General features: G+C 29.1%; 15 protein-coding genes. 4 read left to right on the top strand and 11 right to left on the bottom strand.

Features of this window, described 5'->3' with window-relative positions:
• Nucleotides 1-14: 14 nt before the first annotated feature.
• From FMM58_RS04840 to murJ, 11 genes are all read right to left on the bottom strand, one after another.
• Nucleotides 15-2,216 (bottom strand): endonuclease MutS2, encoded by a 2,202-nt coding sequence (locus tag FMM58_RS04840; protein ID WP_150140430.1) that lies wholly within the window; start codon nucleotides 2,214-2,216, stop codon nucleotides 15-17.
• Entirely contained in the window at nucleotides 2,209-2,559 is a 351-nt protein-coding gene (locus FMM58_RS04835; protein WP_150140428.1) for a hypothetical protein, read from the bottom strand. Before FMM58_RS04835 ends, FMM58_RS04840 begins: the two co-directional genes overlap by 8 nt.
• Nucleotides 2,559-3,848: a UDP-N-acetylmuramate--L-alanine ligase gene (gene murC, locus FMM58_RS04830; RefSeq protein WP_150140426.1), complete on the bottom strand. Its 1,290-nt coding sequence runs from the start codon at nucleotides 3,846-3,848 to the stop codon at nucleotides 2,559-2,561. Before murC ends, FMM58_RS04835 begins: the two co-directional genes overlap by 1 nt.
• A 68-nt stretch (nucleotides 3,849-3,916) precedes the next feature.
• Nucleotides 3,917-4,963, bottom strand: coding sequence for a glycosyltransferase family 9 protein (locus FMM58_RS04825; RefSeq protein ID WP_150140424.1), 1,047 nt, complete (start codon nucleotides 4,961-4,963; stop codon nucleotides 3,917-3,919).
• A 66-nt stretch (nucleotides 4,964-5,029) separates the two neighbouring features.
• A complete protein-coding gene (locus tag FMM58_RS04820) occupies nucleotides 5,030-5,806 on the bottom strand; it encodes an enoyl-ACP reductase (protein WP_150140422.1) in 777 nt (258 codons plus the stop codon).
• Nucleotides 5,806-6,696, bottom strand: coding sequence for a 4-hydroxy-tetrahydrodipicolinate synthase (gene dapA / locus FMM58_RS04815; RefSeq protein ID WP_150180457.1), 891 nt, complete (start codon nucleotides 6,694-6,696; stop codon nucleotides 5,806-5,808). The genes FMM58_RS04820 and dapA overlap by 1 nt, the downstream gene beginning before the upstream one ends.
• Nucleotides 6,697-6,699: 3 nt before the next feature.
• Complete coding sequence (locus FMM58_RS04810; RefSeq protein WP_150140419.1) at nucleotides 6,700-7,941, bottom strand: M16 family metallopeptidase; 1,242 nt, start codon at nucleotides 7,939-7,941, stop codon at nucleotides 6,700-6,702.
• Nucleotides 7,938-8,996: a quinone-dependent dihydroorotate dehydrogenase gene (locus FMM58_RS04805; protein WP_150180456.1), complete on the bottom strand. Its 1,059-nt coding sequence runs from the start codon at nucleotides 8,994-8,996 to the stop codon at nucleotides 7,938-7,940. The genes FMM58_RS04810 and FMM58_RS04805 overlap by 4 nt, the downstream gene beginning before the upstream one ends.
• 36 nt (nucleotides 8,997-9,032) lie before the next feature.
• Nucleotides 9,033-10,763, bottom strand: a complete 1,731-nt coding sequence (locus FMM58_RS04800; protein ID WP_150140416.1) for an ABC transporter ATP-binding protein — start codon at nucleotides 10,761-10,763, stop codon at nucleotides 9,033-9,035.
• A complete protein-coding gene (gene cysS / locus FMM58_RS04795; RefSeq protein ID WP_150180455.1) occupies nucleotides 10,756-12,132 on the bottom strand; it encodes a cysteine--tRNA ligase in 1,377 nt (458 codons plus the stop codon). Before cysS ends, FMM58_RS04800 begins: the two co-directional genes overlap by 8 nt.
• Entirely contained in the window at nucleotides 12,132-13,580 is a 1,449-nt protein-coding gene (murJ, locus tag FMM58_RS04790) for a murein biosynthesis integral membrane protein MurJ (protein ID WP_150140412.1), read from the bottom strand. The genes cysS and murJ overlap by 1 nt, the downstream gene beginning before the upstream one ends.
• Nucleotides 13,581-13,676: 96 nt before the next feature.
• On the opposite strand from murJ, the gene FMM58_RS04785 reads away from it, so the two are divergent.
• Genes FMM58_RS04785 through FMM58_RS04770 form a run of 4 tightly spaced genes read left to right on the top strand, consistent with a single transcriptional unit; the run spans nucleotide 13,677 to nucleotide 17,378 of the window.
• Nucleotides 13,677-15,536: a flagellar assembly protein A gene (locus FMM58_RS04785; RefSeq protein ID WP_150180454.1), complete on the top strand. Its 1,860-nt coding sequence runs from the start codon at nucleotides 13,677-13,679 to the stop codon at nucleotides 15,534-15,536.
• A complete protein-coding gene (gene ruvA / locus FMM58_RS04780; RefSeq protein ID WP_150140408.1) occupies nucleotides 15,512-16,060 on the top strand; it encodes a Holliday junction branch migration protein RuvA in 549 nt (182 codons plus the stop codon). The genes FMM58_RS04785 and ruvA overlap by 25 nt, the downstream gene beginning before the upstream one ends.
• Before the next feature lie 8 nt (nucleotides 16,061-16,068).
• Nucleotides 16,069-17,106, top strand: a complete 1,038-nt coding sequence (locus tag FMM58_RS04775; RefSeq protein ID WP_150180453.1) for a D-alanine--D-alanine ligase — start codon at nucleotides 16,069-16,071, stop codon at nucleotides 17,104-17,106.
• A gap of 59 nt (nucleotides 17,107-17,165) precedes the next feature.
• Nucleotides 17,166-17,378 (top strand): type II toxin-antitoxin system Phd/YefM family antitoxin, encoded by a 213-nt coding sequence (locus FMM58_RS04770; RefSeq protein WP_150140404.1) that lies wholly within the window; start codon nucleotides 17,166-17,168, stop codon nucleotides 17,376-17,378.
• Nucleotide 17,379: the final 1 nt, after the last annotated feature.

The raw sequence follows: 17,379 nt of genomic DNA, 5'->3' as shown, positions 1-17,379 counted from the left end.
AGTTTAACACCTTTTTAAAATTTAATGATTTTAGCACCAAAACCACCTTGATTAACGGTGGCATCTTTAAATTCCTTAACGCTTTTATGTGTTTTTAAAAACTCTTTCACTGCAAAAGCAAGTTTTCCTGTGCCTATACCATGATATACTATAACCTCGTCAAGCCCTGCTATTAGTGCATCTGAAATAAATTTATCAAGTCTTTCAATGGCCTCTTCACTTCTTAAACCATGCAAATCAAGGCTTAAATTCACACTTGCTGGTTTTTTTATATTAATATTAATTTTAGCTGTTTTTTGTGGTAAAGTTGAAGTTTTTTTAAGCAAATTTAAAGCTATTCTAAGATTTAAGCCATCGCTTTCAATCAAGGCCTCATTTTTTGTAAGTCCTATGATTTTACCCTTGATATTTTCATACTTTACAAAATCCCCAAGTCTAAATTCTAAATCTTGCTTTAAAGTATCTACATTAATAGCCTTTTTTAACTCATTTGCCTTATTTAAAGAACGTTGCTTTTCTTTTAAATCCTTAAAATCAAGAGTTTTTTTGGCCTCATTTATGGCCTTATAAAAATCAAATTCAAGCCTTTGAAGTCTTTCTTTAAATTCCTTATCCTGCCTTTCTTTTTGCTCCTTTAAAGAAGATAAAATTTCATTGGTTTTTATTTCTTTTTTTTCTAAATTTCTTAATCTTTCTTTAAGTTCTAATTCTAAATTTATATTAATTCCTACTAATTCTTCTAAATTTTGCTTATCTTCTCCATATAAAATTCTAGCTTTTTCTATGATAAAAGGAGCAATCTTATAACGCAACGCCGTTTCAAAGGCATAAGACTTACCTATAATTCCTTTCATAAACTCATATTTTGGCATAGCGTTTTTTTCATCATATAAAGCAGCTATTAATTCTACATTTTCATTTTTTGCTAAAAGCATAGCCAGTCTTTTATGGTGCGTTGTAATTATGATTTTATTATCCATTAAATTTTCTATTAATATGCTATATAAACATGCCGCTTCTTCAAAATCAGTTCCAAGTTCAATCTCATCAATGCCTAAAAGTAGATTTTTAGACCCATTTAGCCTTGAAAATTGTAGCATTCTACCAGCAAAGGTTGAAATATCATTTTTCACATTTTGAGGGTCTTCTATAATGGTCTCAAAACCCTTAAAAGACCCTATCTTACTTTCATCTGCCTTAATACGCATAGGCAAAAGATATTTTGCTAAAATACAAGCACAAAGTATACTTTTTAAAAGCATGGATTTACCACCGGCATTTACCCCTGTTATGATTAAAACGCGTTTTGAAAAATCTAAATCAACGCTTTTTGCGTGTTTAAGGGCTGGATGGGCGAAATTTTTAAGTATGATTTTTTCATCATTACTTGGCAAGACAAATTCAAAATCCTTACTTTTAGCAAATAAAATTCTAGCACTATAATTATCAAATAAATCAAAGGCCTTATTAATAAATTTCAAAAATAAAAGCTGTTTATGTAAGATAAAAGAAATTTTTTTTGCATACTCGTAAAATAATTCTTCTTTTTGACCCTTAAGCTTATCAATATCAGCTTGTAAATTTTCAACACTTAAAGGAAAGATATAAAAACCCCCACTTGAACTTCGCCCTACTATTTTAGCCTTTAAACTATGATTAAAGCCACCTCTTACCAAAAGGGCCTCAAAGCCATTTATTAAGTGAATTTGAGTATCCATAAGATAAGGGGCTAAGGACTTAGAATAGCTAAGTTTTTTAAACTCAGCCCTTATCATTTCTTCTTTTATTTTTAATGCCTCATTTATGTTTAAAAATCCCTCATCAATGCTTTCTTTAAAATTGCTCTCTTCATCAAAATACTCACAAAGTTCTAAAAGCACACTTGGAAATTCTATCTTATCAAGCCATTCTTTTAAATTTTTTTCAAATTTTAATTTTTTTAAATACACAAAATAACGAATAATTTTTACAAATTCACAACTTTCATCTAAGTGTAAAATTCCTTGTTTGCTAAGGTGAGTTAGGGATAGGTCCAAATTTTTAACTAGTGGGGGTGGATTAAATTCAATGAGACTAAGTTCGTTAATCCTACTAAAATGAAGCCTTATATCCCCTTGCATAAAAAAATCTTTTTTTCTTGCAAAAAAGCTTGTAAAATTTTCTAAATATTCTTTTAAATCAAGCTTTATTAAAAGATTTTTAAAATTTTCATTCATTATTTAACTTACAATCTTTAATGTCTAAAACTAGAAATTTCAAGCTTTTATTAATGTCTTTTGAGATAAAACTTGAAGTACCAAATTCATAATTAAAATTTGAACTTTCAACTATTATATTTTTGCATATTAAGCTTTTTCCTTGATTAAAGGCTATTAATAAATCGTCTTGTTTATGGCCTTTGACAATGTTTTTATATTCAAAAATTCCAATGCCTAAAATCAATAATAAAAATAAAATAAAAAAGGCAGGCTTAGCCTTTTTGCCTAATTTTTCTCTAAGTGCGTAAACAAAAATTAAAATAGCAAAAGCACAAAGTAAAAATATTACTACTCTACTCACTACACTCCCCTTAATTTCAAACTAATATCCCCTGCTCCAAAGCCTATAATTAAACCTTCTTCTAAGACCTTGCCCTTATTGGTAACTAGATAGTCTCCCTCTCTTTTAATGTCCTTTATAAAAATGGCATTTGGAAAATATTTTTTAATATCAAGTACTATTTTTTTCTCCCCTGCTGCATAAACTGGCAAGATAAAAAGTTCATCAACTTCTTTAAAAGAATCAGCAAAGGCTTGTAAATTTGCTGCTAAACGGGTGTAGCGGTGAGGTTGAAAGATAGCTGTTATTTTATTATACTTTGCTAGTTTTGCATATTCTTTTGTTGCGATTAAAGTAGTAGCAATTTCTGTTGGGTGATGCCCATAATCATCAATAATTGCTAGTTTTTCGTTAGCATGTAATATATCAAAACGTTTTTTAATGCCTTGATAATTTTTAAGCCTAGTTCTTAAATCATTTATATCATACTCATCGATTAAGGCTAAAATAGCCAAGGCTGCGTCGATTGCTAAATGCTTGCCCATTCCATTTATGCAAAAAGTGCCTAAATCTTTAAGCTCAAAACAAGTTTGAGGCTTAAAATTTTCCACACTCATACGCACATTTTTAATATCCTTGCTTGGATAAAGCCTTATAGCATCAATATCAAGAGTAGCTAAATACTCATCTTCTACATTTATAACCCTTTTTTTAGCTGTTTGTAAAAACTGCAAATAAGCATTTTGTAATTTTTGAAATTCATTATCATAATGTTCTAAATGTTCGGCCTCAACATTTGTAACTATGGCTAAATAAGGATTTGAATTTAAAAAAGAACTATCGCTTTCATCGGCCTCAAAGACTAAATTTTCATTTTCTTTATAAATCATATTTGAACCAAATTCCTTTAAAATCGCCCCTATTATCACTGAACTTTGTGGCAGTAAACTAGCCATTATGCTTGAAGTAGTGCTTTTTCCATGTGCCCCTGCTATTGCAAAGACCCTTTTATCCTTTAATATCAAGGGTAAGGCCTCTTTTCTAGAAAGGCATTTTATGCCAAGTTTATTTGCCTCTTTAAATTCTGCATTTTCTTCCTTTATGGCAGCTGAGTAAATGATTAAATCCTTGCCTTTAACATTACTAGCCCGGTGTGGAATACTAACCTTAACGCCCTCGCTTTCTAACTGGTCTGTAATCTTACTCCTTTTTAAATCACTTCCACTAATGATAAAACCTTTTTCTTTTAAGAATCTTGCAAGTGCTGAAATTCCTATACCACCTATGCCGATAAAATGAATCTTTTGCAATTTAAAGCCTTTGAATAAAAATAAGATTAATTATATCAAAATTTGGCTATAAATGCCTTATGTTGCGATTATTTTCTAAGAAATTCTGCAAGTTTAAAAAGTAGCATACCTATTGCGTTTTGAATGTCTGTTTTATTTAAACCATCCTTGATTTTTTCAAGCAAAACATAATTTTTATTAAAACTTTCCCAATAAACAGTATCATGTAAAGAATAAAGCCCTATGCTATTAATCTTTAAAATAGTAGCTAGATACATTGTACCTGAACTTGGAGCTATTAAGCATTTTACCCTTTTTAAAAGCTCACAAATATTTAAAATATCTCCATCATTTTTAAAAATATATATGCTTTTAAGGAGTTTTTCATCAATCTTATCAATGTGTTCTAAGAAATTTTCATGCGTTTTTTCATTAGTTAGTACTATAAAATTTAAATATGGATACTTTGTTCTTGCCTCTTTAATGAATTTTATATAATCTTTCAAACGCAAATTATATTTTGTCTCCTTAGCAAAGGGTGATATAAGTATTGAATTTAAAGGGTTATTAATATTTTTAAAAAAGTTATCAATTTTTTCTTTATGCTTTTTTTTAGTTTGAATGTCTATATCAAAGCTTAGTTTTGAAATTTCTTTATCAAATAAGGCACTATTAATACTTCTAGCCCTATAAAGCACCCTTAAAAATTCATTTGATTGTTGTAATTTTTTATTATTTTCAAAATTTACAAAGATAAATCTTGAAGAATATTCTAATTCTTCTTTAGTTCTAATAATAATAAATTTAGCATTTGTGCTTTTTAAAAAATTTATGCTCTTATTTCCAGCCCTTAAAGGAATGATATAATCAAGCATAAATTCATTTATAATATCTCGGTTCTTGCGTTTATCCTTCTCATACTTAATATCATAAGAAAGTTCTACATACTCATCTATAAATTCAATTGCCCTTGCCAAGCTTTCATTGACTTTAGAACCAAAAACAATAACCTTTGCATTATAGATATATTTTAAAGCATATAAGAGTTTTAAAGATACCACTAAATCACTAAGTCCTTCATAAGGACAATAAAGACCCACTGATAAACGTTTAAAATAAGGACTACTACCTAACATGGCTTATCCTTTATAAATAAATCTAATATAGCACTTAAGCACTTAAATATTTATAAAATTTTAAGCTTATTTAAAAGTAGTGCCTCCATCTACTATGAAAGTATGTCCTGTTACCCAACTTGCCTTACTTGAACATAAAAATAAACATGCTCCTGCTAAATCACTTGGCTGACCTATTCTATTTAAAGGGCTTAAATCAATAGTGGCTTGTTTTACTTCTTCATAATTTGTAAAAGCCTTTAAGGCATCTGTATCAATAGGACCCCCACTTACTACATTTACCCTTATATTTTTATCACCAAGTTCAGTAGCTGCATACTTCATCATAACCTCAACTGCTGCTTTTGCCGTGCCATGCCCTGCATAATTTTCTATGTGAACTAAATTTCCAGTAGAAGATATAGAAATAACACTTCCACCACCAATCTTTTCCATTCTCTTAGCTGCTTCTTGAGTTCCTACCACAAAGGCATTAACCGTGGCTGTAAAGATATTGTTAATCCCCTTCGGTTTTAACTTCATAAATTTAGTATAGCCCCCGACTACAGCCCTACCTGAAATAATGGCATTTGATATAAAAAAATCAATCCTATCAAAATCTAAATCAATCTTTTCAAAAAGTTCCTTATAGCTTTCTGGTTCTAAAATATTAAACTCATAAGCTTTAGCTTTGATTTTATAATTTGTTTGTAAATCCTCAACCATATCCCTAGCTATATCAGCATTTGAATTATAAGTAAAAGCGATATTTACGCCAACCTTTGCAAATTCATAAACTATGGCCTTTCCTATGCCCCTTGTACCACCACTTATAACTAAGGTTTTTCCTTTAAATTCTTGCATTAAAATCCTTTTATCTCATAATTTTTCATAATACTTTCAATTTTAACATAATTTTCTTTACTGATAGAACATAAAGGTAACCTAAATTCCAAATTTGGCAAAAGCCCAGCTATAAACATAGCAGTTTTTATAGGGATAGGATTGCTTTCACAAAATAAAATCTTATTTATATTATAAAGCTTAGAATTTAGCTTTCTTGATTCTTGATAATTTTCATTTAAGACCTCATGCGTTAATTTGCTAATCATATCGGGCAAGAGATTTGAAGTAACTGAAATAACGCCCTTTCCACCACTTGCTAAGATAGGATAATTTATAGCATCATCTCCTGATATAACAATCATTCTTTCTTCTTTTGCAAGTAATTCCACGCATCTTTGGATATTCCCACTTGCTTCCTTAACGCCATAAATATTTTCACATTCTAAAAATAATTTTATGATAGTATCAACCTCAATCTCACAGCCCGTTCTAGAAGGTACGTTATATAAAAGCAAAGGCAGGTCAATATTATTTGCAATGGCCTTATAATGTTCAAAAAGTCCATTTTGAGTAGGTTTATTATAATAAGGAGTAACGCTTAAAATTCCATCAGCTCCCACGCTTTGTGCAAACTGGGCCAAGGCTATTACTTCGTGAGTTGCATTACTTCCAGCACCTGCAAGGACCTTTGTATTTGTATTTTTACAAGCTTGTACCGCTATTTGAATACAAATTCTATGTTCTTCATGCGTTAGAGTAGCACTTTCTCCTGTGGTACCAACAGGAACTATAGCATCAATATTATTTTGAATTTGCCTTTTAATAAGCCTTTCATAGCATTCCTCATCAAGCTTACCATTTTTAAAAGGCGTAATTAAAGCCGTCATAGCACCTATAATTTTATTCATTTATCAATCCTTTCTTAGTATCAAAGTCGTTGAATTTTCTTCATTAAAATATTTTTTTGCACAAAATTTTAAATCATCTATACTTAAATTTTCTATATTATTTTCAAAATTTAACAAAGGATTTAAATCACCCTTAGCCAAATAAGAACCATAAATATTAGAAACAGCACTAGCTGTATTTAAAGAGAAGACAAAATCACTTTTTACATTATTTTTAATCTTTTGCAACTGCTTTTTAGAAATTTTACCTAGCTTTAAATTTTCAATTATCTTTAAAAGTTCTTTTTCTACAACTTCTGCCTTAATATTTTTATTGCAAACACAAATAAAAATAAACAAGTTTTCATCAATGCTATCATTTGCAAAGGCATAATAATCATTTATTAAATTTAACTTATCAATTAAAATTTCATTCATCAAAGCACTTTTTCCACTTGATAAAAGCTCACTTAAAGCCTTTAAGCTAACCATATCCTTATGTTTAAAATTTGGAATTTTATAAGCAAGGGCTAGTAATTGCGTATCTGAGCTTTTCTTTATAATAAGCCTTTTAGCCCCATCTTGCTTTGGTTCTTTATAATGAATTTTAGGAATTTTTTTAGTGTTTTTAATATGTTCAAAATGCTTTTTAGCACTCTTAAAAACCTCTTCACTATCAATATCGCCACTTACTAACAAAATAGCATTTTTTGGCTGATAAAAGGTAGAATGAAAATCCTTAATATCATCAATACTCCAATTTTCAATATCCTTATAAAATCCAATAGGAGTCCAGTGATAAGAATGATATAAAAATGCGTTATTAAAAAGCCTAAAATATAAATATCCAAGTGGATTATTATCCGTTCTCCAACGTCTTTCTTCAAGTACCACATTGCGTTCAGGCTGAAATTCCTCATCCTTTAAGCTTAAATTTTGCATTAATTCAGCAAATAAAAAAAGTGCCTTATCTAAATTTTTCTTAGCACATTTTATAAAATAATGAGTGTAATCAAAGCCCGTACTTGCATTATCAACGCCACCAAAACCCTTAACTGTCTCATCAAATTCCCCTGCCTTTAAATTCTTTGTAGACTTAAAATTCAAATGTTCAAGCATGTGTGCTATGCCACTTTTTCCCATAACTTCATTCCTTGAACCTACCTTATAAAAAATATCAACGCTTATTACATCGCTATTTTCATTTACCTTAAAGGCATAAACATCAAGCTTATTTTTTAAACTTATTTTTTTATAATTTATCATTTCAAATTTACTCCAATTGCTTCTTTAATATTAGAAAATCCATCTTTTTTTAAACATTCAATAAATCCTAAATTTATATCTTTTACAAGAGAAGGACCCTTAAAAACTAGGCCTGTAAAAATTTGTATTAGACTTGCCCCATTTTTAATTCTCTCATAAGCAACCTCAGCACTATCAATGCCTCCACTTGCTATTAAAAGTGTTTTATTAAAAAGTTCTTTAGCAACATTTTTGAAAAAAATTCCACTTTTTTCTTGTATTAATTTTCCACTAATGCCACCAAAGGTTCGGTTATTATCTAGCAAGGTATAATCAACGCTTGTATTTGCTATAATAAAGCCACTTGCCCCAAATTCAGTCCCACTTTGACAAAGCAAAATCGCATCTTTATAATCCATATCAGGTGCAATCTTTATCAAAATAGGCTTTTTGCTTATATTTTTAGCCTCGCTTAATAATTCCTTTAAAAAACTAGAACTTTGGAGCTGTCTTAAATTCTTAGTATTAGGCGATGAGATATTGATTACAAAATAATCACTCAAATTATCAAAGGATTTTAATAAAGAAAAATAATCATTTAAAGCTTCTTCATTTGGGGTAAGCTTATTTTTACCTATATTTGCACCAAGTGGCAATACAAAGGGATAAAGTTTTTTAAGCCTTTGGGCTATGAAGTGTGCCCCTTTATTATTAAAGCCCATAGCATTTTGTAAGCTTTCATCTTTGATTAAGCGAAATAAACGAGGCTTTTCATTGCCACTTTGTGCCTTTGGCGTAAAGGTACCAAATTCTAAAAAACCAAAACCAAGAGAGCTTAAGGGCTTAATCATAGTAGCATTTTTATCAAAACCACCTGCTAAGCCCACGGGATTATAAAAATCTAAACCTAGTAAATTTTGTTCTAAGCTTTCATCATTTACCATATAAGAATGTGCTAAAATATTTAAAAATACTGGTGAAATTGCACTTATACTTCTTAAAGAATACTCAGCTAATAAATGTGCCATTTCTGCATCAAGTTTAAAAAGTAACGATTTTAAGCTGTTATAATTCATACTTTTCCTTTTCTTTGGCTAGGATTTTAACCAAATTTAACTTAAATTATCATCTTTACTTTTAAATTGCTTATAAAGCGTGCAAGTTTGCAAAAGTTCTTCATCATTTCCTATAGCTAAAATGTTTCCATCCTTTAAAACTGCGATTTTATCACTCTTTTCAATGGTGCTTAACCTATGGGCTATGATTAAAATCAAATGTTCTTTTTTAAGATTTTCAATGGTTCTTACAATGGCCTTTTCGCTTTCATTATCAAGGGCAGAAGTTGATTCATCAAATATTAATAAATCAGGCTTTTTATAAAGTGCCCTAGCTATTGCTATTCTTTGTTTTTGACCTCCACTTAAATTCTTAGCATTTTCTAAAAGTTGAGTGTGAATTCCACCCATTTTTTCCACAAATTCAAAGGCATTTGCAAGTTTTAAAGCCTTTATAACATTTTCTTCATCTAAGTTCTCGCTAAATGCTACATTTGCTGCTATTGTATCATTTAACATATAAATATCTTGGGTAACTAAAGAAATTTTTGAACGCAAGGATTCAAGGCTAAAATTTTCTAATCTTTCATTATTTATTAAAATTTCACCACCCTGTTTTTCAAAAAAATGTAAAATCAAACCAACTATTGAAGATTTTCCACTTCCACTAGGTCCAACAAGACCAAAACTTTCACCCCTTTTAAAATCAAAACTTACATTTTTTAGCACTTCTTTATTCTCATCATATGCAAAATTTACATTTTTAAATTCAAGTTTTTCAATATTATTTAACTGCTTTTCACCACCCTTAATCTCAGGTCTTAAATCAAGCAAATAAAAGGTTCTTTCACTTGCACTAATGGCCGTTTGAAACTGGTTGTATAAATTTGATATCCTTTTTATAGGCGTATAAGCTAAAAATAAAGCACTTGTAAAGCTTGTAAAAGACCCTACGCTCATATTACCCTCAATAACTTCTTTTCCGCCAATTATAACAACTATAGCGATGCCTATTGAACCCACGGTTTCCATTAAGGGACTTGAAAGATTATATATTCTAATGCTTTTTAAATTTAATTTACAAAACATATCATTTTGGGTATTAAATTTCATACTTTCTTTAAGCTGGGCGTTATTTGCCTTGATAAGTTCGATATTTGTAAAAATTTCACTTAAACGAGATAAAAGGTCTGAATTTTTTTCTTGAATTTTCCTTGCATAACGTTTTAAATGCCTTGCAAATAACATTAAAGGCAATATTGCTAAGGGCAAAATAATAAAGGCAAAAAACGCTAGGGTAGTACTTTGATATAAAACTACGGCTAAAAGTCCTATGGCAGTTATGCTTTCTCTAAATAAATCAGGTATGATATTTGAAACTATGCTTTGAAGTGCGTTTATGTCATTTGTACAACGACTTATTAATTCTCCACTTCTGTATTGTTTAAAAAATTTCATATCAAGGTTTAATAAATTTTGCAAGACCTTTTCACGTAATGTTTTTAAGATATTTGTGCCTATATAAGAGATATAAAAAGATTGCATATAAACGCCAAAACTTTTAGCAAAATATGCAATAACCACTAAAAAAGGGATATAATAAAGCAAAGCTTCATTTTTTTCTATAAAAACTTTATCTAGTATAGGTTCTAATACATAGGCACTTCCAGCAGTACCTCCTGCCCCTAGTAACATACCTATTATAGCTAAGACAAAATAAAACCAATATTGTTTATAAAAGGGCTTAAAACGCGATAAAATTTCAAGCAAACTCATTGTTTTACACATTATCTTTCTCCCAAATAGTGCCATTTTTAGTATCTAGTAATAAAATGCCCCTTTGTTTTAAATTATCTCTTATTAAATCAGCCTTTGTATATTCTTTGTTTTCTTTTGCTAATTTTCTTTGTAGAATTTGTTCTTCTATACACTTAATCTCCTCTTTGCTTACTCCATGTTGAAAATAAAAAACAGGGTCCAAAAAGCCAAGTCCAAAAATTTTAGCTACTTCCTTAAATTCATCTTGTAATTTTTCTTTTATATCTTTTTGATTCTTATCAAGGCTTAAATTTGCATTTATAATAAAATCATCAAGCAAGGCTAAGGCCTTTGAGATATTTAAATCATCTTGCAAAACCTCTAAGATATTTTGTGAAATTTGGCTTTTAAAATTTGAGTGTATAGGAAAATCCTCAAGTTCTTTAAGTTCTAATCTTTTTTTAAGTCTATATATCTTATCAAGTCTTTTTTTGCTAAGTTCTAAATCCTGCAAAGAATAATTAAAATGCCCCCTATAATGAACGCTTAAAAGATAAAGTCTTAACTCCTCTCCTAAATTTGATTTTAAGGCATCTTCTATAAAAAAGCTATTGTTTAGGCTTTTACTCATCTTTTCTCCATTGATATTTACAAAGCCATTATGTAGCCAAATTTTTGCTAAATTTTTATCATAAGCACAACGACACTGGGCTGCCTCGTTTTCATGGTGAGGAAAAAATAAATCTGCCCCTCCTGCGTGTATATCAAGAGTATTTTTAAAAATGCCTAAAATCATAGCCACGCACTCACTATGCCAACCAGGTCTTCCTTTGCCATACTCACTTTCATAAAAATTTTCATCAAATTTCCATAAAACAAAATCGCTTGGATTTTTTTTGCTAACTTCTTGTTCTAAACGCGTTTTAGTATTATCTAAGGGCTTTTTTGAAAGACTTAAATAAGCCTTATCTTTGCTTGTATCAAAATAAATTCCATCTTGTAATTTATAAACAAAGCCCCTTTTATCAAGGTCCTTAATCAATTCTAACATTTGCCTTATAAAATGCGTAGCCCTTGGCTTTTTGCTTGGTTCTAAAATCCTTAAACTAGCCATATCACTTTCATATTTTTTTATATAAAGTTCAGTTATTTCTTCTAAGGACTTATTGCTTTCTTGCATTTTGTTTAAAATTTTATCATCAATATCAGTGTAATTTCTAACAAAATTTACCTTATAATTTAAGGCTAATAAAACACGGTGCAATAAATCAAAACAAACACTACTTCTTCCATGTCCTAAATGTGATAAATCATAAACAGTTGGACCACAAAGATAGATATTTACTTCTTTTTGATTTAGATTAATTTTTTCCTTGCTAACGCTATCAAAAAGCCTCATTAAAACATTCCTTTTATAAAATCAAAGCAACATATTAACATAAATAAAATTACACCTTTTAAATAAAAAAGTAAAAGCCCAAATAAAATTAAGCCCAAAACGCCAATAAAAACCCATTTAAAAGATAATATCGATAAAAATTGTTTAAAGCCAAATTCTTTTATATTTGCAAAAAATAGATAAAAAGCTGACATTGAACTGGCAAGAGCTACGGCTAAAACCTTTAAGTGTTCATCTTCTATTAAAAAGATTAATGAAATCGAACAAAGAAAGGATAAAACAAGGGCCTTAAAGGCTATGAGGGCTGCTATTTTTTGCTTAAATCTAGCATAAAGCCATAAGGAAAAAAGTTTTTGTAAACCAAAGGGTAAAAGTCCTATTAAATAGGCTATTAATACATAAGCAGTTAAAAGGCTATCTTTTTCGTTAAAATTTCCTCTTTCAAATAAAAGCTTTGAAATTTCTAAGGAAAAAACAGAGCCTATTATGCTTGAAATTATTAATAATATACTCAAACTTGCAAAGGCCTTTTGCATAAAATTTAAGGCTAAATCTTCTTGCTTATTTTTTAAGTGTTTTAAAATTTTAGGAAAGGAAACTTGAGTTATGGCTATTGCAAAAAGGGCTAGTGGAAGTTGAAAAACGCGATTAGCATAGTATAAATAAGAAATACTGCCTGTAATTAAAAAACTTGCTATTGTAGTATCTAAAAGAGAGCTTAACTGCGTAGCTGAAGAACCTAGCACCCCGTGAAAGAAATTTGCATAAAAATTATTTAATTTTGTTTTAGTTTTAAATTTCATTGCTAAAAACATTGCTTTAATAACTAAATTTGAACGAAGTACCATTAAGTGCAATATTAACTGGGCTACCCCACTTAAAACAGTGGCATAGGAAAAATAATAAAGCGATTGATTAGGTTCATTTTTATCAACAAAAAAGGCTGCTATTACTATACTTAGATTAAATAAAGATGCCGAAAAAGAGGTTATAAAAAATTTTTGTTTATAGTTTAAAATAGCTGCTAAAAAGGTAACTAAAAAGATAAAAAATAAGTACCAAATATTAATTGCAACAAGAGGGGCGGCTAGTTTTATGGTATTTTCGTCAAAACCAAAGGCAAAAATTTTAGTAAAAAAAGAGGCGAAAAAACTAACTAAAAGGCAAAATAAAAACACCACAATACCAAATTGAATAAGTACTTGAAAGCAAAAAGCACCCTTTTTTTTAGCCTTTACAAAATTTGGTAAAAAAGATTGTCCAAAGGCCCCTTCTGCAAAAATTCGCCTAAAAAATGCTGGCATTTTTATAGCTACAAAAAAAATATCACTAAATAAACCTGCCCCTAAAAAAAGGGCGAGTAAAACATCCCTTGCAAGTCCAAGAATTCTAGAAAATAAAATGCCTGATGCATTGATAAGAAAATTTTTAAAAATAACACTTTTCATTATAAATTAATCGTAAAAAAATATTTTTGTATTTTATCTAAAATTGATTAAAATTAAGTATAATATATTTTAAAATTATTTTTAAATGGAGCAAATTTGCCAGAAACAGTAACCATAAATACACAAAATCCTTATAAAGATATCTTTAATGTTGCTAAAAAACTTGATATAAAGGTAGAAGAGGTTGATTTTAATGTGCTTTCTTTTGATACACATTATCGTTTCGGTACCACACCACAATGGGAAGAAATAAGTGAAAAAGATTTAGCATTTTTTGAAAAGGATGAAGTATTTTTAAAAGAAGATTTGCATATTCAACAAAATTATAAGGTAGAATTTTTTCAAAGAAAAGGCATTGATGAAGTTTCAAATGCCATTCGTTTAAGTGCAAATAAAAATATTACTAGAATAGTGGTACAGATTGATTTTACTAAATTAAAATACCATGATAATCTTATCTTAGACCTTATACAAACAATTTATAAAAAGCTTATTAAACTAAAATTTTTCTTAGGGATTCGCTTTTTTGATTTTAAACAAAATCTTTTTAACACAGTTGCTAAACACCAACACACACCTATAAATGAAAAAATTCAACTAATAGTTGCAAGAGGAATTGATTTAGTACCTAGTCAAAGTGAAAGGCTAATATTATTTTATAAAGAAAAAGTACAAGATTATACCCTTGATGAAAAATTATCAGGCATTATAGCGGTTAATGAAAATGAAACTATACTAAGACATATTCAACAAAAAGATGGAAGCCCTGGAAAGAGTTTAAATTTACATTTTTTAAAGGTTGCAAAACCTGCTGAAAGCAAGACAAATTTTTCTTGTTCTGAAAATTTAAAACCTATACAAAATGATGGATATGTAGATTATGTTTCGCAAAAAAAGGGCTATGTTGCCGAAAATGCTAATAGCTTTGATATAGCAAATACTATTGATTTTGGAAGTGTGGATTTTAAAACGGTTGGCATTATTAAGGCTGGGCTTGATAAAAATGTTAAGATTAATATAAGATTGCTTTCTGATATGCAAGATGCTGTAAATTCTGGCGTTGGTATAGAATGCGAGGAATTAAATGTCGCAGGTAGCGTGGCTGGTAATACAAATTTAAGGGCAAGTAAGCTAAATATCGATGGGACCACACATACTAAGGCTAAACTTTATGCAAAAAATGAGGCCTATATAAAAACGCATAGAGGTTATATAGAAGGGGATATTGTAAATATAGACTTACTTGAAAATGGTACCATTAAGGCTAGGATTGTTAAGATAAAAAAGAGCTTAGGGGGCAATATCATAGCTGATAAAATTTATATTGATACACTTACTCATAATAATTTTTGCACCTTTTTTGAAAATGCTGTAGTTGAAAAATTTGAAGGGGAAAATAATAAATTTCACGCTAAGATTAAAACCCAAGAAAAAAATTACGAACAAATTCTTACAAAATTACACGATGAAATTTTAAAGCTTAATAAAAGATGCTTGATATTAAAACAAAATCTTTTAGCAAATAAATCAAATATCATAACCATACAGAAAAAAATGCAAGAATTACAAACCTTTAAGCAAGAAATTCCTATACAATATAAAAAGATTTTAAGGGATTATCAATTACTTAAAAAGGATTTTATAAAAACTCAAAGCGATGAAAAGGCACTTTTAGAAGAAAAAAATAAATTTTATGATGAATTTAAAAGTTTGCAAGATGAACTTGTCAAGGCTACCTTTATTAATAAAAGTGGAAAATGGAGTGAAATGTGCGAGATTAGATTTAGTCTGCTTGAACCAAAGGAAGATATTTTTTATGCCTCTTCTGCTAATGAGAATTTTAAATACATAGGGTTAAAAAAGCAAGAAATGGATAATCAAGAATTTATAGTGCTTGAAAAGAGTGTAGAGTACGAAGAGGAGGTGCTTTCGTGGTTGTCGCAATCGAAGGCATAATCACTAAAAAAGAACCTACCTTTGCTGTTATTAAATGTCAAAATGGCGTAAGTTATGGCGTTTTTATATCTTTGTTTTGTTCTTCAAAATTAAAAATTAATGAAAAAATCGAGCTTTTAATCACTCAAATAATAAAAGAAGACTCTAATAAATTCTTTGGCTTTTTAGATAAGGATGAACAAAAGGTTTTTGAAATGCTTTTAAAAGTAAATGGCGTAGGAACTAGCACTGCAATGGCAGTTTGTTCTAGCCTTGATACAAATTCCTTCTATAAGGCCCTAGCCTTAGGCGATGAATCTGTTTTAAAAAAGGTACCTGGTATTGGTGTAAAAAGTGCAAAACGCATTATAGTCGAACTTGGAGATATGAAAAAAATAGAAAGTATTAGCGATGATAAACACGAGGCTTATCAAGCCTTATTAAGTCTAGGCTTTAAACAAGATAAAATTCTTTCTGTGCTTGCAACTTGTGAGTCAAAAGATACTAGTGAGCTTATAAAAGAAGCCCTTAAAAAACTTGCCTAAGGAAAAAAATGAAATATCTTATACTTTTTGGTGGAAATTCGTACGAACATGAAATTAGCATTGTTAGTGCTGTGGTGTTAAAAAAAATTTTAAATAATGAACTTTGCTTTGTATTTTGTGATAAAGATAGAAAATTTTATGAAATTCCAAAAGAAAAATTAAACGCTAAAATATTTAGTTCAAATGCTTATAAAAAAGAAAAAGAACTCTTTTTAAAACAAGGTGGCTTTTTTTCAAAAAGCCTTTTTGGTACAAATGATTTAAGCTTTGATTGTATTATAAATTTAATACATGGAAAAGACGGAGAGGATGGAAAAATAGCAGCTTTATGCGAATTTTACTCACTTAAATACATAGGTCCTAGAATGGAGGCTAGTGTTTTATCCTTTAATAAAGAATTAACTAAACTTTATGCTAAAAATGTTGGCGTTAAAACCCTGCCTTATGTAATGTTAAGAAAAAATCAAGCCTTGCCAAAGATAAATTATCCTTGCATTTTAAAACCAGCTAGACTTGGAAGTAGTATAGGAATTTCGGTTTTAAAAGATAATATAGAATTTAATTATGCTCAGGATGTGGGCTTTGAATTTGACACTGATATCATAGTTGAAGAATTTAAAAGCAATATAAAAGAATATAATTTAGCAGGGTGCATGGTGGATGATGAGTTTATTTTTTCTATTATAGAAGAACCACATAAAAAGGAATTATTAGACTTTGAACAAAAGTATTATAGCTTTTCAAATAGTAGTGAAGTGGTTGAGGCTGATATAAGTGAGAGTTTAAAAGAAAAATTAAGGCAAAGCTTTAAAAAAATTTATAATCCTTTATTTAAAGGAGCACTTATAAGATGTGATTTTTTCGTGCTTGATAATGAAGTTTATCTTAATGAAATAAACCCAAATCCAGGCTCACTTGCAAATTATTTATTTAAGGATTTTAATCAAATCTTAGAAAGATTAGCAAAAAGCGTTAAAAATGAAGAAAAAATAGAAATTTCTTATTCTTTTTTACATTCTATAAACGGACAAAAAGGAAAATTATAGCTTTTTAAGTGAAAATACGCTAAATTTTACACGAAATTTTATGTATTTTAGGAAAAAAAATGCTTTCTTTTAAACAGGATGAAATATATACGGCTACTGAGTTGGTGCGAAATTTTAGTAGTATTGTTGATAAGCTTAAAAAAAGTGAAAGTGGAAAATTAGTTATTTTGAAAAATAATAAATTTGAAGCTGTAATGCTTAGTATGAAAGAATTTGAACGTTTACAAGATGCCTTAAATTTATTAGAAAATATCTATAATAAAAAGGTTTAAA

Origin of the sequence: Campylobacter sp. LR291e, from assembly GCF_008633915.1 — a bacterium.
Classification (GTDB): Bacteria; Campylobacterota; Campylobacteria; order Campylobacterales; family Campylobacteraceae; genus Campylobacter_D.
Note: the sequence above shows the minus strand (reverse complement) of the source record. Positions and strands in the feature narration are given on the sequence as shown.